Annotated in this window: 13 protein-coding genes; all 13 read left to right on the top strand. The window is 55.1% G+C overall.

Annotation, left to right across the window (positions count from 1 at the left end; translation table 11 throughout):
- Positions 1-78: 78 nt before the first annotated feature.
- The 13 genes from VGK02_09065 to fdhF all read left to right on the top strand — a co-directional run bounded on the left by VGK02_09065 (position 79) and on the right by fdhF (position 21,809).
- Complete coding sequence (locus VGK02_09065; protein ID HEY3375197.1) at positions 79-1,869, top strand: formate--tetrahydrofolate ligase; 1,791 nt, start codon at positions 79-81, stop codon at positions 1,867-1,869.
- A 153-nt stretch (positions 1,870-2,022) separates the two neighbouring features.
- Positions 2,023-3,969: an ASKHA domain-containing protein gene (locus tag VGK02_09060; protein ID HEY3375196.1), complete on the top strand. Its 1,947-nt coding sequence runs from the start codon at positions 2,023-2,025 to the stop codon at positions 3,967-3,969.
- A 174-nt stretch (positions 3,970-4,143) separates the two neighbouring features.
- The gene (locus VGK02_09055) at positions 4,144-4,905 is read left to right on the top strand and encodes an AAA family ATPase (GenBank protein ID HEY3375195.1); all 762 of its coding nucleotides are present in this window, start codon (positions 4,144-4,146) and stop codon (positions 4,903-4,905) included.
- A gap of 59 nt (positions 4,906-4,964) precedes the next feature.
- Positions 4,965-5,906 carry an acetyl-CoA decarbonylase/synthase complex subunit delta gene (locus VGK02_09050; protein HEY3375194.1) on the top strand — a complete coding sequence of 314 codons (942 nt, stop codon included), beginning with the start codon at positions 4,965-4,967 and terminating at the stop codon, positions 5,904-5,906.
- A 72-nt stretch (positions 5,907-5,978) separates the two neighbouring features.
- Positions 5,979-7,922 (top strand): anaerobic carbon-monoxide dehydrogenase catalytic subunit, encoded by a 1,944-nt coding sequence (gene cooS / locus VGK02_09045; protein HEY3375193.1) that lies wholly within the window; start codon positions 5,979-5,981, stop codon positions 7,920-7,922.
- Positions 7,915-10,125, top strand: a complete 2,211-nt coding sequence (gene acsB / locus VGK02_09040; protein HEY3375192.1) for an acetyl-CoA decarbonylase/synthase complex subunit alpha/beta — start codon at positions 7,915-7,917, stop codon at positions 10,123-10,125. The genes cooS and acsB overlap by 8 nt, the downstream gene beginning before the upstream one ends.
- A 96-nt stretch (positions 10,126-10,221) precedes the next feature.
- Positions 10,222-11,580, top strand: a complete 1,359-nt coding sequence (gene acsC, locus VGK02_09035) for an acetyl-CoA decarbonylase/synthase complex subunit gamma (protein ID HEY3375191.1) — start codon at positions 10,222-10,224, stop codon at positions 11,578-11,580.
- A 204-nt stretch (positions 11,581-11,784) separates the two neighbouring features.
- Positions 11,785-13,887 (top strand): FAD-dependent oxidoreductase, encoded by a 2,103-nt coding sequence (locus VGK02_09030; GenBank protein HEY3375190.1) that lies wholly within the window; start codon positions 11,785-11,787, stop codon positions 13,885-13,887.
- A gap of 223 nt (positions 13,888-14,110) precedes the next feature.
- Positions 14,111-14,761, top strand: coding sequence for a methylenetetrahydrofolate reductase C-terminal domain-containing protein (locus VGK02_09025; protein HEY3375189.1), 651 nt, complete (start codon positions 14,111-14,113; stop codon positions 14,759-14,761).
- Positions 14,762-14,775: 14 nt separating this feature from the next.
- Positions 14,776-15,648, top strand: coding sequence for a methylenetetrahydrofolate reductase (locus VGK02_09020; GenBank protein ID HEY3375188.1), 873 nt, complete (start codon positions 14,776-14,778; stop codon positions 15,646-15,648).
- Between the two features lie 134 nt (positions 15,649-15,782).
- Positions 15,783-16,574 carry a carbon monoxide dehydrogenase accessory protein CooC gene (locus tag VGK02_09015; protein HEY3375187.1) on the top strand — a complete coding sequence of 264 codons (792 nt, stop codon included), beginning with the start codon at positions 15,783-15,785 and terminating at the stop codon, positions 16,572-16,574.
- Between the two features lie 271 nt (positions 16,575-16,845).
- Positions 16,846-17,661, top strand: a complete 816-nt coding sequence (locus VGK02_09010) for a dihydropteroate synthase (protein ID HEY3375186.1) — start codon at positions 16,846-16,848, stop codon at positions 17,659-17,661.
- A gap of 32 nt (positions 17,662-17,693) precedes the next feature.
- On the top strand, positions 17,694-21,809 hold the full coding sequence (gene fdhF / locus VGK02_09005) for a formate dehydrogenase subunit alpha (GenBank protein HEY3375185.1): 4,116 nt from the start codon (positions 17,694-17,696) through the stop codon (positions 21,807-21,809).
- Positions 21,810-21,837: the final 28 nt, after the last annotated feature.

The following is a 21,837-nucleotide window of genomic DNA, read 5'->3' as shown; positions in this document are numbered from 1 at the left end:
AGCTATCTTGCGTTTAAGCCCATGAGGGTTTGCGATTTTGTCTTAAGTGATAGATTGCACAGGTATTAAGGAGGTTCTATGGGAACAAAGGAAGCGACCTATAATCCACGATCGATGGACCCAACCAAATATAAGGATTGGCAGATCGCTCAGGAGGCAATGAAATACTTGCCGACCCCGGAAGAGTGGGTTGATAAACTCGGCATCCAAAAAGACGAGATGATCCCATACGGGAAGACCCCGAAACTCGATTTCCTCAAGATTATGGACCGTCTCAAGGATAAACCGGACGGCAAATACATCGAAGTAACCGCGATTACACCGACACCTCTCGGCGAAGGCAAAACTACCGTGTCTATGGGGCTTATCCAAGGCCTTGGCTATAAGGGCGAAAGCGTCGGCGGAGCGTTGCGCCAACCATCCGGCGGGCCGACCATGAACGTTAAAGGCACCGCTGCCGGCGGTGGCAATGCGCTTCTCATCCCGATGACCGAGTTTTCGCTGGGCCTAACCGGCGACATCAACGACATTATGAACGCGCACAACCTCGCTATGGTGGCTTTGACCAGCCGCTACCAGCATGAGTGCAACTATACCGATGAAGAACTCACCAAACGAGGACTAAAACGCCTCGACATCGACCCGAAGAACGTCGAGATGGGCTGGGTCATCGATTTCTGCGCCCAGTCGCTTCGCAATATCATGATCGGCATGGGCGGCAAGAAGGACGGCTACCCGATGCAATCGCGCTTCGGTATCGCCGTCGGAAGCGAGCTCATGGCGATTTTGGCGGTATCACGCGACCTTGCCGACCTGCGCGAGCGTCTCGGCAACATTACGGTAGCATATGACCGTACCGGCAAGCCGATTACCACGAGCGATCTCGATGTGGACGGTGCAATGGCCGCCTGGATGCGAAACACCATTAACCCGACACTGTGCTACTCGGTCGAGGGCCAGCCGGTTCTTATCCACGCCGGTCCGTTTGCCAATATCGCGATCGGTCAGAACTCGATTATTTCCGACCGTCTCGCACTCAAACTATTTGATTACACCGTTACCGAATCGGGCTTTGCCGCCGATATCGGCTTTGAGAAGTTCTGGAACGTTAAGTGCCGCCTCTCCGGCAACGTGCCGAACGTGTCGGTTATCGTCGCCACCATCCGTGCGCTTAAGATGCACGGTGGCGGTCCTGCTGTTGCGCCGGGGCGCCCGCTTCCGGAAGAATACACCAAGGAAAATCTCGCATTGGTCGAGAAGGGTTTCGAAAACCTGCGCCACATGGTGGACGTCGTTAAGAAATCGGGTATCGTGCCGGTTGTCGCGATCAACGCGTTCTATACCGACACCAAGGCCGAGCACGATCTGGTCAAGAAGCTCTGCGATGAGATGGGCGTTCGTGCAGCCGTGTCGGAGCACTGGATGTACGGCGGCGAAGGCGCGGCCGATTTGGCCGATACCGTTATGGATGCGGCCAACGAACCGAGCAACTACAAACCGCTCTATCCGCTGGAGATGCCGCTCCGCCAGCGCGTTGAAATGATTGCAAAAGAAGTATACGGCGCGGACGGCGTACAGTGGTCGCCGGTTGCCGAGGCCAAGGCGAAACGCTTCGAATCCGATCCGCGGTTTGCCGATTTTCAGACGATGATGGTCAAGACGCATCTGTCGCTTACGCACGACCCAACGCTCAAGGGTGTGCCGAAGGGGTGGCAGCTGCCGATTCGCGATGTTCTCGTTTATAGCGGTGCTAAATTCCTCTGCCCGATGGCGGGCGATATCAGCTTGATGCCGGGCACCGCGTCCGACCCCGCATACCGCCGTGTTGATATCGATGTTAACACCGGTGAAGTAAGCGGATTGTTCTAGGGGTATAAAGTGGTGGACGGGCCGTAGCCCGTCCACCTATGATTATGTGAAATTACATAAACTTGAGCAACATTTAAAATTTTGCTCTATAAGTTTAAGGTTCTGCTTAATAGAATAGTTTTATAATATTTTGCAAGAAAGCTGGGATTGTGCATGCCCAAAGTTCGCTTTTATCCGGATAATCGGGAAGTAGAGGTAGAGGCGGGGGAAAACCTCTTGCGAGCAGCCATGCTTGCCGGGGTGCATGTCAACGCCTCGTGTGGGGGCAGCGGCACGTGCGGCAAGTGCCGCGTTGTCGTCGATGAGCAGGGAGGCGTTACTACCGAGCGCACGCAGAAGCTTTCTGATGACGAGGTCGCCAAAGGATATGTGCTGGCGTGTAAGACGAGCGTCAATGGTGATATTGAAGTGCGCGTACCGATTGAATCACAGATGGGTGATTCCAGGGCGGCGCTCGAGCGGGACCACCGCGCGGTCAGCCACGGCTCGATGCTTACCACAAAAGACTTAAGCGAATTATTCGGTGATTTTGAACTCTCACCGGCAACCCGCCGGATATATATAGAGATGCCACCGCCAAACCTTGAGGATAACGTAAGCGACCTTGAGCGTATTAAGCGTGAGCTTGCCCGTGCTAATAATCTCAGCGATTTTACCGTCGACCTGACGTGTTTAAAGAATATGGCGAGTAAACTTCGCGACGCGGATTGGAAGGTTACCATTACCATAATGGAAGGCAGCAGCGGCGAGTGCCCGCGCCTAATCCGCCTCGATGGCGGCGACCGCTCGAACACGCACTACGGGCTGGCTGTCGACATCGGTACAACCAGCATCTACGCCGAGCTTATCGATCTCAATACTCGCCAGGTGCTCGGCAGGGTATCCGAATACAACGCTCAAGTCAGTGCGGGCGAGGACATCATCTCCCGCATCGTCTATTCTCTGAAAAAGGACGGCTTAACCAGGCTGCAAGGCCTGGTCACCGATACGATAAACAGCTTGATTGCACGGCTTATCGAGCGTACCGGCGTCGAACATGACGATATCGTCTCAATGGTTGCGGCCGGTAACACCACTATGGTTCATCTCTTCTATGGAATTAATCCCCGCTATATTCGCGAAGAACCGTACATTCCAACGGCTAACTTTGTTCCAACTGTTGCCGCTGCTGAGCTCGGCATTAACATTGCCGGCGGCGCTCGCGTATACTGTTTGCCGGGGCGCGCCAGTTACGTCGGCGGCGACATTACATCGGGGCTGTTAGCGTCGGGGGTATATAAAACAGATAAACTCACACTCTACATAGATGTCGGCACAAACGGTGAGATGGCGCTCGGCAATTCCGAGTGGCTGCTCTCGTGCGCGTGCTCGGCCGGTCCGGCTTTTGAAGGCGGCTCGGTGAAGCACGGCATGCGTGCGGTTAAAGGCGCGATTGAGACCGTTCGCATCAATCCCGATACGCTAGAGCCGATGATTCTCACGATCGGGCAGACCAAACCGAAAGGTATTTGCGGAAGCGGCCTTATCGATGCGCTTGCCGAGCTGTTCTTGACGGGAACGATTAACGAGAAGGGTAAGTATAATCTTGTGCTTAACCACCCGCGCATTCGCGAGAATGGCGGGCAGGCTGAGTACGTGCTGGTATGGGCGGATGAGTCGGCGACACAAGAAGATATCGCTATAACTGAAGCCGATATCGATAACCTTATTCGTACCAAAGGTGCAATTTATGCCGGCATCAAGACGCTTCTCGATTCGATGCAAATGCCGGTCGAGGCGATAGAGCAGGTTTTAATTGCAGGCGGATTCGGTCGTTATCTTGAACTCGATCAGGCGATTACGATCGGCCTTTTACCGGAGTTTCCTGAAGAAATTGTAAAATATGTGGGCAATGGCTCGCTAATGGGGGCGCATCTCGTATTGCTCTCCCAAGCAGCACACAGGTCAGCGACTGAGGTCGCACAAAAAATGACGTATTTGGAGCTTTCGACGCATCCCGGCTACATGGATAACTACGTGTCGGCGCTTTTCTTGCCCCATACGGATCTGGCTGCTTTCCCGAGCGTACTAGAACGTGTCAACGAACGAAGCCGTACATAAATTTGCTGTGTAATTATATTGAAAATATTGAGGTTTGCTCGTAAAGGGCGTAATCTCAAAGATAAGTCGGGAAGTACGTTGCAATACTTACAAGCTACATTAAATAAGAAAAACAACATAAGGTAATTTGGCTGAGGGAACGCTGGGACCCCGGCTCATGGAAGGTGCAGGTAATTGAGTTATACAATAGCGGTCGCCGGTAAAGGCGGTACCGGCAAAACAACGCTTTCAAGTTTAGTTATCGGGCATTTCCTGCGCACCGGCAAAACCCCGGTGTTTGCGGTCGACGCCGACGCGAATATTAATCTGAACGAGCAACTCGGTGTTGATGTCGACTCGACGATCGGCGGCATGCGAGAAGAACTCAAGAATAAAATCGGCGCGAACGAGATTCCGGCGGGCATGTCCAAGGATATGTATATGGAATATCTGCTGCAGGATACGCTCGTTGAGGCCACAGGCTTTGATCTGTTGGTCATGGGCCGCCCCGAGGGCCCCGGTTGCTATTGCGCAGCAAACAATATGCTGCGCCGCTATATCGAAGTACTTTCGAAGAATTATCCATATATCGTAATCGACAACGAAGCCGGTATGGAGCACTTGAGCCGCCGTACCACCATGAATATCGATCTTTTGCTGCTCGTATCCGAGCCGAGCCCGGTCGGCGTTATGACCGCCGCCCGGATCAACGAGCTTGCCAAAGAGATGGGGGTATCGGTTAAGCAAACCGGGTTAATCATAAACCGCGTTAACGGCGAGTTGCCTGCACGCCTTGCCGAAGAGGTGCAGAGCCATGGGCTCGAGATCGCGGGCACGATACCGCTCGATGATACGGTATTCGATTATGCAATCAACCATATCCCGATGATCAATCTGCCGGAGGATTCGCGGGTTGTTCAGGCTATAGATTCGATACTTGCCAAGTACGGTGTGTAAAGTTATGTCAATGTAGATAGAGCATAGAGCTGGAAAGCTTGAGAAAAGGGGGAGAATGTATGGCCTTTCAGGCACCGACTGAATCATACAGCGGTAAGATTAGGGAACTTGAACTGGGCTCAGCTACCAAAGTAAAAGTGGGCGGCGAAAATACGCTGCCGTTTTATACGTTTGAGGGTAGTATGCCAAACGGGCCGAAGATCGCGATGGAGGTATTCGACAGCAAACCGGTCGGTTGGGCGGACGAGCTCAACAGTGTTTTAGGTGACGTGTGGGGCGACCCGGTAGCGTGGGCACGCAAATGCGAGAGCGAATTCGGCGCCGACATGATTTGCCTGCAGCTTGCCAGCACCGACCCGAACGGTCTCAACAAGAGCGTTGAAGATGCGGTTGCAATCGTAAATGCCGTGTCCGGCGCCGTCAGCATTCCAATCATCGTCTACGGCTCGGGTAACGTCGACAAAGATGCCGAGGTGCTCAAAGCGGTCGCCGAGGCAACCCAGGGCAAAAACGTTGTCATTGGCCCGGCCGTTGAAGACAACTACAAGAGTGTTGCCGCGGCAGCCATGGGCTTTGGCACCAAAGTCGCCGGTGAAACCCCGATCGACGTTAATATGGCTAAACAGCTTAACATCCTTATGAGCAATCTTGGCGTGTCCTTAGACAACCTGCTCATCGACCCATCAACCGGTGCGCTTGGCTACGGCCTCGAGTACTGTTTCTCGGTTAACGAGCGCATTAAACTCGCGGCGTTGTCGCAAAACGACAACATGCTGCAGAGCCCGGCGATTTCCAACCTCGGCCGCGAGGTCTGGAAGGCAAAAGAAGCCAAGATTACCCAAGAGGAAGCACCACAGTGGGGCGATCAGAAGAAGCGTGGAATTATTTGGGAGACCATTACCGCTGTGGCCGTCATGCTCGCCGGCTCAGACATCCTTATCATGAGACACCCCGAGTCCGTCAGACTCATTAAGCAGACAATTGCTGAGTTCGGGGTTTAAGTATAGATAGGGCAAAAACAGCGCAGTCGAAACCGGCGCTGTGAGATCACTAGATCGATTGAAGGAGAGAGTATGTCCGACAGAATCAGAAGCGTAGATCCAGCGACCTTAGAGATGCTGGAAAAAGTCGGCGACATGTCTACCATGTTCAGCCGAGCTGAGGAGTCCAAAGCCTGCAGGTTTGGCTCTGAGGGCAGCTGCTGCCGAGTCTGCGGCATGGGGCCGTGCAACCTGCACGGAACCACAAAAGACGGCAAGCCGAAAACCGGCGTGTGCGGTGCGACGCTATCCACCGTTGCCGCCCGCAATTTCGCGCGGTCTGTCGCCGCCGGTGCATCCGCCCACTCCGACCACGGACGCAGCATCGCACTTACGTTCCTTGCTGCCGCCAAGGGTGAAGCCCCCGGCTACGAAATTAAAGATGTTGAAAAACTAATGAACGTCGCAAAATACCTCGAGGTTCCAACCGAGGGTAAGACGACTCAAGAGATTGCGATCGCCGTTGGCGAGGCCGCGCTCAGGCAGTTCGGTAAGCAAGACAGCGAGCCGATGGTGCTTACCAAACAAGCCACCAAGAAACGCCAGGAACTCTGGAAAAAACTCGATATCTTCCCGCGCGCTTTCGACCGTGAGGTCGTGCAGCTGCTTCACCAGACGCACGCAGGAACCGACCAGGATGCCGCGCATATCCTGCACCAGACCGTTCGCCTCTCGTTGGCGTCGGGTTGGGGCGGCTCAATGCTCGCCACCCATCTCTCAGATATCCTCTTCGGTACGCCGAAGGCGGTTCGCTCCGAGGCCAACCTCGGTATTTTGAAGAAAGAAAATGTTAATATCGTGCTCCACGGCCACGAACCGCTCCTTTCGGAGAAGATCGTCGACGTGGCGACCAGCGATGAGATGGTCGAATACGCCAAGAGCAAAGGCGCCGCGGGCATTACGCTCGGCGGTATCTGCTGTACCGGGAACGAGGTGCTCATGCGCCGCGGTGTCGGTCCGGCCGGCAACTCGCTGCAGCAAGAGCTCGCAATTGCCACCGGCGTTGTCGACGCCATGATCGTTGACGTACAGTGCGTCTTCCAGGGTATCGTTGAAGCCGCAAAAGAATATCACACCAAGATCATCACGACTAACGAGCGCGCGCAGATCACCGGTGCCGAGCACATCCAGTTCGATGAACACAACGCAGAGGCAACCGCCAAGGTCATTGTTAAAGAAGCTATCGATAATTACGCAAACCGCAAGGGCGATGTGTTCATTCCTGATCACAAGAGCCCGATGGTCGGCGGTTTCAGTCATGAATACATCCGCTATATACTCGGCGGTAAGATGCGCGCAGGTCTTCGTCCGCTTAACGATGCGATTATCAGCGGTCGCATCCAGGGCGCGGTGGCAATCGTTGGTTGCAACAACCCGCGTACCGGCCATGATGAGTCGACTCGCTACCTCGTTGAGGAATTCGTTAAACGCGATATCATCGTCGTTATGACCGGCTGCCAGGCAATCGGCGCAGCCAAGTACGGCTATATGACGCCGGAAGCGGCGCTCGAGATTGCGGGCCCGGGCCTCAAAGAGATCGCAGAAACCGTCGGCATTCCGCCGGTTCTGCACATGGGCTCGTGTGTTGATAACACGCGTATCCTGACCCTTCTCACCGACATCGTCAACGAAGGCGGCCTCGGCGAGGATATCAGCGACCTGCCGGCCGTCGGCATCGCACCCGAGTGGTACTCGGAGAAGGCGCTCGAGATTGCGCTCTACTGCGTCGCATCCGGCGCGTACGTCGTCTTTGGCGGTGTCCAGGCACCGTATCGCGGCAGCGATGTTATGAACGAGCTCACCACCAAGGGCTTTGAAGAGAAATTCGGTGCGCGCTTCGACTTCTTCCCGACTAAGGAAGAGATTCTCGAGGCGTCGCTCAATCATATCCAAGCACAACGGAAAAAGCTTGGCATAGATTCACAAAAAGAACGTGTCCTCTTCGACATGGAAATGAGGAGGGAATTGAATGTCTAAGATTATTGCTACCTCAGCAATTAGGGGCGCTCATGAAACCATCAATCTGGCGGAAGCACGGATTAAAGAGGCCATCGACGCCAAAGGGCCGAATCATGAAGTCGCATTCCCGAATACCGGCTATTATCTCCCGGTTATCTACGGTTTGAGCGGCGAGAAAATCGAGAAGCTCTCCGACATGGAGCGTGTCCTAAAAATCGCAAAAGACCTGCTCCCCGAGGAGCCGACCAAAGATTTGTGGCTTCCGTATCTGGGTAATACGCTCGATGCCGGTATCGCCATGCTGTTCGGCGCCGAGATGATTATGGCGCTTCGCTACATCGGCATCGGTGATGCCCCGGTAACCGACCTCTATGTCGGGGCGGCCGATGATGTTATCATGCGTGCCCGCGGCGTCGAGTTCGTCGACGGCAGCGCGCCGGGCTTTGCCGCAATCGTCGGCGCCGCCCCGACCACCGAGCAAGCCGTCGCAATTGCCCGCGAGTGCCAGGAGAAAGGCCTCTATGCCTTCCTCGCCGGCTCGACTGACGGCGTTTGCATTGCCGACCAGCTCAATGAAGCCGGTGTCGAACTCGGTTGGGATACCCGACTCGTTCCGTTTGACTCGCATGTATACGGACAGATCTACTCGGTCGGTTTCGCCACTCGCGCCGCCATGGCGTTCGGCGGCGTGCAGCCGGGCGATTATGAGAGAATTCTTCGCTATAACAAGAACCGCGTCTTCGCCTTCGTTGTTGCGCTGGGCGAAGTCGACCCGGTTAAATACGCTGCGGCGGCCGGCGCGATCAGCTACGGCTTCCCGGCAATCGCCGATACCGACATCCCGCAGATTCTGCCGACCGGTGTCTGCACCTACGAGCACGTCGTCTCGAACATCCCGGTCGACAATATCATCAACCGCTCAATCGAGGTTCGCGGCCTGAAGATCAAGATCGACAAAGTGCCGATCCCGGTCGCATACGGCGCCGCGTTTGAGGGCGAGCGCATTCGTAAAGATGATCTGTTCGCTGAGTTCGGTGGTGCAAAGAGCGAAGCGTTCGAGCTCTTGCGCATGAAAGATATGGACGAGGTCGAGGACAACAAGATCGAGCTCGTCGGTATCGACCTCAAAGATATGGAAGAGAAGAAAGCCTATCCGATGGCGATTCTCATCGATGTCGCCGGTCGCAAGATGCAGAAAGATTTCGAGCCGATTCTCGAGCGCCAGGTTCATCACCTGATCAACGGCGCCGAGGGTATCATGCACGTGTCCCAGCGTGACGTTATGTGGATCCGTGCCGGCAAGAAAGCCGTTGAGAAGGGCTTCAGCCTTACCGATATCGGCCGCATCCTGCACACCAAGTTGTTAAACGAGTTCCCGGCAATCGTTGATAAAGTTCAGGTGACCATTATTACCGAGCCGGAGCAAGTACACGAACTTCTCGATGTTGCCCGCAAAGAGTATCACGAGCGCGACGAGCGCGTCAGCGGTCTCACCGACGAGAACGTCGATACCTTCTACAGCTGCACGCTGTGCCAGTCGTTTGCCCCGACCCACATCTGTATAATTACTCCGCAGCGCCTCGGTCTGTGCGGCGCATATAACTGGCTCGACGGTAAAGCATCGTACGAGATCAACCCGACCGGCCCTAACCAGCCGATTCTCAAAGGCATGACCCTTGATGCCGAGCGGGGCGAGTGGAGCGGAATCAACGAGTACCTCGCCAAAGCATCAAACGGTGCTATCGACAGGCTCTTCGCTTACTCGATGATGGAAAACCCGATGACATCATGCGGTTGCTTCGAGGCCATCGTCGCCCACATCCCGCTTATAGATGAGGAAAGCGGCATGATCTACTCAGGCTTCATGGTCGTTAACCGCGACTATGCAGGCGAGACGCCGTTCGGCATGACCTTCTCGACAATGGCGGGCTTGGTCGGCGGCGGTATGCAGAACCCCGGTATGGCCGGTGTCGGAAAGTACTTTCTCGGCAGCCCGAAGTTCCTGGCCGCCGATGGCGGTTTTGCCCGTGTCGTCTGGATGCCAAAAGAGCTTAAAGAACAACTCTCAGGGATCCTGCAGGCGCAAACTGACCGGCTCGGTATGCCCGATCTGCTCGACAAGATCGCCGATGAGACCGATACGGTCTCGATGGAAGGCCTTGGGGAATATGTTAAGTCAGTGGGCCATCCGGTCACGGGGATGGACCCATTGGGTATGTAAGAAACAGTAATCCAGTGGGCGGGCGCTCCGGCTACACCTAGAAAAGCGCCCGCCCCTGGTTCGTATTTTAATATTTTGTAACCTTTATGGAGGTGAGTGAATGTGGCTTTAACCGGTATGGATATCTTTAAACAACTACCGAAGACGAACTGCGGCCAGTGCGGTGTTCCAACCTGCCTGGCGTTTGCTATGAAGCTCGCCGCGGGCGCTACATCGCTTGAGTCGTGTCCCAGTGTAAGCGACGAGGCGAAGGCGCTACTCTCCGAGGCGTCGGCTCCGCCGATGCGCGGCGTTACCATCGGCGAAGGCGAATATGCTCTTAAAGTAGGCGAAGAACTGGTCATGCACCGGCATGAGAAGACCTTCTTCAACGCACCGGGCTTCGCGCTGCTTATTGAGGATACCGAAGACGCAGCGGAAGTGGATGCAAAAGTCGCACAGCTAAAAGATACGGTGTATGAGCGCGTCGGCCAGACGCTTCGCGCCAACCTCGTTGCGGTCAAGAACACATCCGGCGATGATGCGAAGTTCGCCGATATGGTAAAGCGCGTATCGAGCGCGATTGCCTATCCGCTCGTTTTGATGGCGGAGCCCGCGGCAATCGAAGCGGCTATGGAAGAAGCCGGGATTAAGAAGCCGCTTCTCTACGCGGCAACCGCTGCTAACGTGGATGCGATGGCCGGTCTGGCGAAGAAGTACGGTGCGCCGCTTGCGGTAAAGCCGGCTTCGCTTGATGAGCTTGGCGATTTAACCGCCAAACTCGACGGCATGGGCATAAAAGACCTGGTCATCGATATGGGTTCGAGAACGCTTAAAGAGACGTTCCAAAACCTGATCTTTACCCGTCGTGCCGCGCTGAAGAAAAAACAGCGTCCGTTCGGGTATCCGACGATCACCTTCCCTGCGGAGGAGACGGTCGATGATATGATGGAGACCGTTCATGCGGCCGTGTACACCATTAAATACGGCGGCGTCATGGTCCTTCGCGACCTCAGCCCCGAGAAGGCATATGCGCTCTTCGTTCTGCGCCAGAACATCTACACCGACCCGCAGCGGCCGATGCAGGTCGATCAGGGATTTTACTCGATCAACGGCGCAACCGAGGATTCACCGATCCTTATTACCACCAACTTCTCGCTCACATACTTTATCGTCTCAAGCGAGATCGAGGGCAGCAAGATGCCGGTCTGGCTCGGTATCGTCGATACCGATGGTCTTTCGACGCTGACTGCGTGGGCGGCCGGTAAATTCGTACCGGAGCGTATCGCCGGCTTTATCGGCAAGAGCGATATTACCGGCAAGGTCAAACACAAAACAATCGTTATACCGGGCTACGTCGCGCAAATTAGCGGCGAGCTTGAAGAAGAGCTTCCGGGTTGGAAGATCGTAGTCGGCCCGCGTGAAGCGGCGGACATCCCGGCTTTCCTAAAGAGCTTTCAGCCGGTAATGGCATAAAGGGTAAAAGGGGAGGGCGGACTGACCGGTCCGCCCCGAATACCTATCTATAGTACCCGTTTACGCTACATCTAGCCCATTACAGCCAAGAAAGCTCATGGCTAATAACTGATAGTTTATGCACAGATATTATGGACATTACCTATGAGCTACAAGCCATGGGCTTAAACAGTAATAGTAGTACAAAGAGGAAAGGTTGCTACTATGAGCAATAATGTAACACCGAATTACTCACATACCGATGCCTTTAATACGTGGGTGACCGGCGACCCGGTTAAGCCCCCATGTACGAGCGCGTGCCCCGTCAACGCGGACGTGCAAAAGTTCGTTACCCTGGTCGCGCAGGGGCGTTTTCGCGAATCGCTGGATGCAGTACGCGAGCGTTGTACTCTACCCGGCAGCTTGGGGCGCATCTGCCATCACCCGTGCGAAAGCGAGTGCCGCCGAAACGACGTCGAGGGTGCGGTCAACATCCGTGCCGTTAAGCGCTTTGCGGCCGATGTGTGCAAGGATGAGCCGCATTATCAACCGGTTCCGAAAACCAAAGGGAAAACGGTCGCAATTATCGGCGGCGGCCCGGCCGGCTTAACCGCGGCCTACGATCTGGCAAAAGACGGTTTTGACGTAACGATTTACGAGAAAAACGACGAGTGCGGCGGCGCCATCTATACCGGCGTTCCGAAATACCGCCTACCAAAAGACATCGTCGCCTGGGACGTTGCCGCAATCGAATCGCTGGGCGTCACTATCAAGCGAAACACCACGGTTGGGCGCGATATTGCTTTTGATGATCTTACTAAGCAGTACGATGCGGTTCTAATCGCAATCGGTCTGACGCTGAGCCGCGGTATCCCGATCCCGGGGCACGATGCGAACGGCGTACTCCTGGCACTGCCGTTCTTACAGGAAGCGAATTTCAATGATAACGCCACGGTGGGCAAAAAAGTCGTCGTCATCGGCGGCGGTAACGTCGCTTTTGATGTGGCGCGCTCGGCCAAGCGGCTCGGTGCGGAGGAAATCAACCTGTGCTGCCTCGAGTGTACCGATGAAATCCCGGCGTTTAGTTGGGAGCTCGACGAGGCGGCCGAGGAAGGCATAAAGATTAATCCGTCCTGGGGTCCGAAACAGATCACCGTTAAAGACGGCAAAGTAGCAGGTATGGCATTTAAGCGCTGTACCCGTGTTTTTGATGAGAACCGTATGTTCAGCCCGCAATACAATGAGTGCGAGCTTTTAGAAATTGAAGCGGATAACGTAATATTCGCCATCGGCCAGGGGGCGGACATGACCGGCTTTACCGATACCAGCCTCGAAGTCGATGAGCGGGGCAGGATCAAGTGGAGCCCGGCCACGTTCCAGACAAATCTTACAAATGTCTTTGCGTGCGGCGAAGTCGTAACCGGTCCCGGCGCCGCTGTTGCGGCCATGCGAAACGCGCACGACGCAGCGACCGCCATCGAGACCTATCTCACCACCGGCAAAGTTGAGTCGGTATTAGTAATCAAACCGGCGCCGATAGAGCGGATGCCGCAGGCGGCAATCGATGCCACGCCACACCGCGAGAAGAACGCCGTACCGATGCTTGAACCGGGCGTGCGAGTGAAGAGCTTTATCGAGGCCGAGCCCGGCTTCGATACGGAAACCGGAATATATGAAGCGCAGCGCTGCATGAACTGCAGCCGCGGCGCCACGCTTACCTGCACAGAAGACTGTGCCGCCTGCCTGAGCTGTGTGCGGGTATGCCCGTACGGCGCGCCCTACATTACCGCCGCCCGCGTCGCGAATTTTTCATGGGAGAGCTGCCAGGCGTGTGGAATTTGTGCGGCGGTATGCCCCGGCCTGGCGATTGATGTCGCCTACAACACCGATACCAGGATCAACGAGCAGATTGATGCCGGTACCAGCGGGATCACTGTTATCGGCTGCCAATACGCGGTGCCGTCGGTCCAGAATCCGTCATCGCTGGCAACACCGCAGCCGGACGGCCTGAACTTTGTTAAACTAATGTGTACCAGCCGCCTCGATACGCGCCACCTATTGCGTGCGATTGAAAACGGCACAGATGGTATTGCTGTCTTGGCCTGCCCGGACGAGGAGTGCCGTCATCGCCGTGGCGTTAACTGGGCGCAGATGCGCGTCAACGAGGTCAAAATAATTCTCGAGGCGGCCGGCATCGGTGCCGACCGTCTCGTATTTATGGGAGCGCCTGAAAGCACGGAGGCGTTGGGCCGGGCGCTCGGCGAGTTCAAAGAGAAACTAGCCGAACTCGGGCCAAATCCAATTGCAAAAGTGCTCGCTGTTGATTAGCAGTTTGTTGGTAGATTAGTAGATTGCCGGTAGACTACTAACATGCAATTAGCAGACTAGCGAATTGTTAGTAGGCTGTTGGTGAATTAGCGGGTGCTGCTTTTAGATAAAGTTTCGGAGGCTATTGAGGAGCTAGCGCCGGCAACAGCGATTGCAGCCGGCGCTGGAGGCCCCCGAAGGGGCGCTAGCCTGAGAGCTCCAGTGAGAATAAGGAGTGAAAAAAATGATTGTTGCGGAGCCGAAAAGCTTAGACGAGATAAAAGCGATGGTTGATGGGTACGACCGGGTACTGATGGCCGGGTGCGGTACGTGTGTTGAGGTGTGTCTAACCGGCGGTGAGCGCGCGGTCAATATAACGGCAACCGCCCTGCGCCTGTCGCGCAAAGTCGAAGGTCGTGATATCGAGATTGGCGAGCAAACAGTTATTCGCCAATGTGATTTCGAATACCTCGATCAAATTCGCGATGCCGACAAGTACCAAGCGATAATATCGCTGGCCTGCGGTGTCGGGATTCAGGGCATGGCGCGAAAATTCCCCAATATACCGGTGCTGCCCGGCGTGAATACGACGTTTATGGGCTTTAACGAGGAGTACGGCTACTACACCGAGATGTGCAAAGGCTGCGGGGAATGCGTGCTGGATAAAACCGGCGGCATCTGCCCGGTTGCGCGTTGTGCGAAAAGCTTGCTCAACGGCCCATGCGGCGGCACGAACAACGGCAAGTGTGAGATCGACTCGACCCGCGACTGCGGTTGGGTCCTTATCTATAATAAGATGAACGATACGGGCGAGCGCGAGAAATTCTTGGCGTATAACGGCCCGAAGAATTACCAGAAGGCAAATAACCTTCGGTATATGGATTTGAGAAAGTAGGAGGGGAGATTCAAGTGGGATTTAAAGAAGATCTAGCGCAAGGACAGTTTGTCGTCACCGCTGAAGTCGGCCCTCCGAAAGGCACCGATATAGCTGAGATGAAGCATCACATCGCCGGGCTAAAGGGTAAGGTCACCGCGCTTAATGTGACTGATAACCAGAGCGCGGTCATGCGAATCTGTACGCTGGCAATCGCCAAAGAAATAATGGATTTAGGTGTCGAGCCTATATACCAGATGACTTGTCGTGACCGCAATCGCTTAGGGTTGCAGTCGGACTTACTCGGCGCCTCGATTATGGGGATTACCAACGTGCTCGCCTTAACCGGTGATCACCCGGTGCTTGGCGACCACAAAGAGGCCAAACCGGTTTTCGATATCGAGAGCGTACAGCTACTCGAGGTAATCAATGGTCTTAATAATGGCTTTGATATGGCCGGGCTCGAACTCCAGGGTAAAACCGATTTCTTTGCCGGAGCGATTGTTACACCGGAGGCGAATCCGGTAGAGCCGCAGCTTGCCAAGTTTGAGAAGAAGGTCAAAGCGGGAGCGAAGTTTTTTCAGACGCAGGCGATTTACGACATGCCGAAGTTCTTAAACTTCGTGGATTATGCAAAACAATTCAACGTGCCGATTCTGGCCGGCATTTTATTACTTAAGAGCGCCGGTATGGCCAAGTATTTAAATAAATTTGTCGCGGGTGTGTCGGTGCCGCAGGAACTCATCGACGAACTGGCGCCGCTTAAAGGCGAAGATGCGCTCAAGAAGGGCATAGAGATCGCCGGTAGGCAAATCGCTCAGCTGAAAGATATCTGTGCCGGCGTGCATGTTATGGCGATCGGTGCCGAAGACCGCGTGCCCGAGATTTTAGGGGCGGCCGGGCTGTAAATCTAAGCCCTTGCACGCCGCAGACGCGGTGCATGCGGAGCACTAGAATTGTAGTTGGTCAGCTCACGCACTGAGAAACAATACAATCTCTTGGTGTGGTGAAGCTGAATTTGTATGGAACAGGATGATATTTGTTGAAAATAGCGATAACCGGCAAAGGCGGTGTGGGTAAAACTACGGTTGCAGCTGGTCTTGCGCGTCTTCTTGCGCGAGACGGCTATAACGTGATCGCCATCGATGCCGACCCGGATGCGAATCTGGCTGCAGCCCTCGGTATCGACCAGGATGATGCGGCAAACATCGTGCCGATCGCGAAGATGAAAGATTTGATTGCCGAGCGCACCGGCGGTACCCCAGGGACAATGGGCGGCTTTTTTAAGCTCAATCCTAAAGTCGACGATATCCCGGACGGCCTAAGCGTAACAGCGAACGGCGTCAAACTGCTCGTGCTCGGCACTGTTGAGACCGGTGGTTCGGGCTGTATTTGTCCTGAGTCGACAATGCTCAAGGCGCTTCTCAAGCACATAATCGTTCGCCGCAACGAAGCGGTCATTATGGATATGGAAGCGGGCATCGAACATCTGGGGCGCGGTACCAGCGAATCGGTCGACGCGATGCTCGTCGTTATCGAACCCGGTCAGCGAAGCATACAAACCGCCCGCCAAATCGAAAAGCTTGCCAAGGACTTGCATATCCCTCGCATATTTTTAGTGCTCAACAAGGTACACGACCGTGAAGAAGAGGATACTCTTCGCACATATCTGCCGGACTTGCCGGTAATAGGAACCGTGCTCGAGCGCGAGTCGATTCGCAAAGCAGATCTTGAAGGCAAATCACCGTTTGACGTAGACGTGGCATACGTTGCCGATATTGCGAGGATAAAAGAGCACCTGCAAACCGAAATCGGTGAGCCGCTCGAGATTTAAATATGCCAGCGGTGTAAACCGAAAGAGCGCAAAGCTCTTGCATAGGTTGAAACTTCAAATAGTAAAGCTCTGGTTTACGTAAGGAGCTTCGGATAAGCAGTAAGACTCTTACTTTAGCTAAGAGCTGAATGTAAGAAAGGCAGCTGCAGGAAAGTCGAAGTCAGCGTAAGAGCAAAGCGAACACATACATTGAAATATGCATAAATGCTAAAGCTCTTGCTTAAATAGAAGTTTTGTAAACGAGGATTCTACAGACGGAAGGAGAAGCAGCATGATAATTATTGCCGAGAAGATCAACATCATGTCAAAGACAATCGGCCCGGCGATGCGCGGGCGCGAAGCCAAGCCGATCCAGGACTTGGCGGTCGCACAGGTTGAGGGCGGCGCAAAATGTCTCGATCTCAACCTTGGCCCGGCAACAAAAGACGGCCCGGCCATGATGCAGTGGTTGGTTAAAACAGTTGAGGAAGCTGTAGACGATTCGATCCAACTCTGCCTCGATACGAAAAACATCGAGGCGATGGAGGCCGGTTTGCAGGTTGTCAGTAAACACAAACCGATGATCAACTCCACGAACGCCGACGATGACAAGCTCGATGCGTACATGCCGATGGCGGCCAAATTCGATGCCGATATTATTGCACTCGCGATGACATCCGCCGGGATTCCGCGCGATGCCAACGAGCGCCTCATGAACGCGGCCAACATCATGGGAAAAGCCATGGAGCACGGCGTCGGTATGGAGAGAATCATTCTCGACCCGCTCGTTCTGCCAATCGGCGTCGCTCAGCAGGACGCGATGGAAGTTGTCGAGACGATTCGCCAGTTCCAGCAGCTTAACGACCCGCCGATGAAATCGGTCGTCGGTCTATCCAATATCTACAACGGTACGCCAAAAGAGTTGCATGCGCGTTTCGGCTACACCTATATGACGATGCTCGCGGCCGCAGGCCTTACCCATGCGATTGCGGATTCATTAGATAAAGATCTTATGGCGGCAGTTAAGACCGTAGAGGTTTTGAAAAATGAAATGCTCTATGCTGCTTCTTACCTTGATGATATCCTCGGAGCGAAAGCTGAAGCATAAACGGATCGGGTTGTTCGATCCTAGGAGGAAATATGGCAGACGTGCTAGTCCAAAGGGAACTTGATATTGAGATTAACGACATAGCACTAACAGCCCTATCGGGGCAGACAATACTTGATGTTGCGCTGGCGAACGACATAGATATCCCGCGTTTATGCCACGACTCGCGGCTCATGCCCAACGCGCAGTGCGCTATGTGCGTCGTCGAAGTGGAGGGTACCGGCACGGTTAAAGCGTGCGAGACGCCGGTTAACGACGGCATGGTCGTTCACACGCATACCGATGCTCTTATTACCGCACGAAAAGAGCGCCTCAACGAGATGTTTGCCGATCACTGGGCGGACTGCATTGCGCCGTGCCGTCTGGCGTGCCCGGCTGGCACCGATGCGCAAGGCTATATCGGTCTGATCGCGCAAAAGCGGTATCGCGATGCGGTCGAGCTGATCAAACAGACCAACCCTTTTCCGGGGATTATCGGGCGCGTTTGTACACGCCCATGTGAGGATTCCTGCCGCCGCAACATCGTCGATGAGCGAGTGGGCATCTGTTTTCTCAAGCGCTATGCGTATGATAAAGATGCGGCCACGCGCGGGCGTTTCAGGCCGACCACTAAAGCGCCGACCGGTAAAAAGATCGCTATCGTAGGCGCCGGCCCCGCCGGTCTCTCGTGCGCCTATTACCTTGCCGTAGAAGGCCACAAACCGGTAATATTTGAGGCGATGCCCGCCGTTGGCGGCATGCTTCGCTACGGTATCCCGGCATATCGCCTGCCAAAAGACATCATCGATGACGAAGCCGATGAGATCAAAGCGCTTGGCGCCAAGATATACACCAACAAGCGGCTCGGCACCGATTTTACCCTGGAAGAGTTACAGCGCGACTACGACGCGGTTTTTCTAGGCATCGGTGCGCAAAAAGGTACACGCCTCGGCTGCGACGGGGAAGAGACCCCCGGAGTCATGAGCGGCGTTGATTTTCTGCGCTCGATCGGTTTAGATAAGCCGCTTGCTATCGGCAAACGAGTTGCCGTTGTGGGCGGCGGAAACGTCGCTATCGATTGCGCGAGAAGCGCGCTCAGGCTCGGCGCCGAGAAAGTATATATAATCTATCGTCGCGGCCGCGCCGAGATGCCGGCGCACGATATCGAGATTGAAGAGGCCGAGCATGAAGGCGTGGAATTGGTGCTGTTGGCCAACCCGACCCGGGTCGTCGATACCGAACAGGTCGAAGGCGTTGAGTGTATCCGCATGGCGCTCGGTGAGCCCGATGCATCGGGGCGCCGTCGCCCCGAGCCGCAGCCGGGTTCCGAATTTATTCTAGAAATCGATAACCTTATCGCCGCTATCGGCCAAGCCATCGACGGCAGCGGCCTGGAAGGCGCGATGGACGGCAGATATATGAAAGCCGACCCTCAAACGATGCAAACTGCCATACCCGGCGTGTTTGCCGCAGGGGACGCCGTAACCGGCCCGAACGCGGCGATCCAGGCGGTCGCCGGTGGGCGCGATGCTGCGTTTGCGATTCACCAGTACCTAAACGGGCAGGAAATCGATCTCGGCCTTGCAAAGCCGTTTTCCGCTATCCGCGGCGGGGTTACCAAAGAAAATTTGGGTGTAGCTGAGGCCCCGCGCGTGCCCATGCCGGCGCTACACGACAATAGGGAGCGCTTAGGTAAAGGCAACTTTAACGAAGTTGAACTCGGCTATACCGACGAGGACGCAGCTGCTGAGGTGCAGCGCTGTCTGGAATGCGGCTGTATCAAACAGAACGATTGCAACCTGAGAGACGCTGCAATCGAACACAAAATTGAACCGAATGATAATTACGCTGCGATGCGCCACTATAGTATAGATAAGAGTCATCCGGCGGTGCTGCGCAACCAGAATAAATGTATTCGATGCCGGAAATGCGTCGCTATCTGCGATTCCGTAGTCGGCATATCGGCATTCGAGTATCGCGCGACAGAAAACGATATTGTTCCAACCGGTAATGTTGCGCTCTTGGAAACCACGTGTGAGGCGTGCGGCCAGTGTATCAGTGCGTGCCCGACAGCGGCGCTCGTTGAGAACCGGCCGAAATTCGCTCGCGAGTTTTTATGGCCGCCAAAGGTTACCCCAACGACGTGCGGCTACTGCGGTGTGGGATGCTCGCTCGAGCTTAATACCGACCATGCTGGCGAAGTTTTTAGAGTCACGCAAAAGATCGAAGGGGAGAACGGTACATCCGTTAATAAGGGCAACCTTTGCGGCAAAGGGCGCTTCGGCTACACCTTCATTAGCAGTCCCGACCGCTTGACCGTACCGCTGATTAAGAAAAACGGTAGCTTTGTTGAAGCGAGCTGGGACGAGGCGGTCGGCCTGGTAGCCACCAAGCTCTATGACATAAAAGGGGCGCATGGGGCGAGTGCAATTGCCGGCCTCACGTCCGCGCGGTGCACCAACGAAGAAAACTACTTGTTCCAAAAGCTCCTGCGTGCGGTCATCGGCACGAACAACGTCGATCACTGCGCCCGGTTGTGACACGCTTCCACGGTGGCCGGTCTGGCCACAGCGTTTGGAAGCGGTGCGATGACCAATTCTATCGACGATCTTGCTGAAGCCGAGGTAATTCTCGTTCTCGGCTCGAATACGACCGAAGCGCATCCGATCATCGGCTACCAGATGAAAAAGGCGGTACGTGAAAACGGTGCCAAACTTATCGTCGCCGACCCGCGCCGGATTCGCTTGGTCGATTACGCCGACGTCTGGCTGAACTTGACGCCGGGCACGAACGTAGCGCTCTTAAACGGGCTTATGAATGTGATCATCTCTGAGGGGTTGGTCGATCGTGCCTTTATCGCCGAGCGCACCGAAGGGTTTAACGCGCTCGAGAAAATCGTGCAGAAGTACACGCCCGAAGTGGTCGAGAAGATTACCGGCGTGCCGGCAGCCGAGCTAACAGAAGCGGCGTGCCTCTACGCGAAAGCGGAGCGCGCGGCAATTTGCTATACAATGGGTATCACGCAGCACACGACAGGCACCGATAACGTGCTTGCAATCGCCAACCTGGCAATGATGACCGGCAATATCGGCAAGCGCGGTGCCGGCGTGAATCCGCTGAGAGGGCAGAATAATGTGCAGGGCGCTTGCGATATGGGCGGCCTGCCGAACGTCTATACCGGCTATCAACGGGTTGACGACGCATCGACTCGCGCTAAGTTCGAGACCGAGTGGGGGGTCGATCTCTCAAGTAAAGTCGGCCTGACGCTCTCGGAGATAATGGACGGTGCCGGGGACGGTACCATCCACGCGCTGTATATTATGGGTGAGAACCCGATCGTCTCCGACCCCAATACCGGCCACGTCAAAGATGCACTGGGCAAGCTCGACTTTCTTGTGGTACAGGATATCTTCCTAACCGAGACCGCACGGCTTGCCGATGTTGTGCTTCCCGGCGCCGCTTTTGCGGAAAAAGACGGCACGTTTACCAACACCGAGCGGCGGGTACAGCGCGTTCGACAAGCCAGCCAAGCTCCGGGTAAGGCTAAAGCGGATTGGCAGATTATCGCAGACATCGCGCAAACGCTTCGTTACCCGATGAAGTACGGTAAAGTTGAGGATGTTTGGGCGGAGATCCGGCGCTTAACCCCAAGTTATGCCGGTATCACCTACGCGCGCCTCGAAGAACGGGGCCTGCAATGGCCGTGCCCGAAGGAAGATCACCCGGGTACGCCGATTCTTCATACCCAGGGCTTTGCCAGCGGCAAAGGGCTCTTTAGTCCGGTCGAGTTTAAAGCCGCCGCCGAAGAGACGGACGGCGAGTACCCGCTTATTCTTACTACAGGCCGCAGCTTGTGGCAGTACCATACCGGCACAATGACGCGGCGCTCAAGTGCACTGGAGACGCTCGCGCCACAGAGTTGGGTTGAGATCAACCCGGCTGATGCCAATGAGCTTGGCGTAACCAGCGGTGATAAGGTAACGGTAGCAAGCCGTCGGGGACGGGTTGAAACAACCGCGGTCGTTACCGAAGGCATTAAACGCGGTGTTGTCTTTATGCCATTTCACTACGCGGAATCGGCGGCGAACGAGCTTACCAATACCGCGCTCGATCCAATCGCTAAGATTCCTGAACTAAAGGTAGCGGCGGTGCTGCTTGAACGGGCGTAGGCCACAATACTAAGATGTCTAGCGATAA

This window comes from Candidatus Aquicultor sp., assembly GCA_036504445.1.
GTDB lineage: Bacteria > Actinomycetota > Aquicultoria > Aquicultorales > Aquicultoraceae > DASXVE01.
This window is presented reverse-complemented; position numbering and strand designations above follow the sequence as displayed.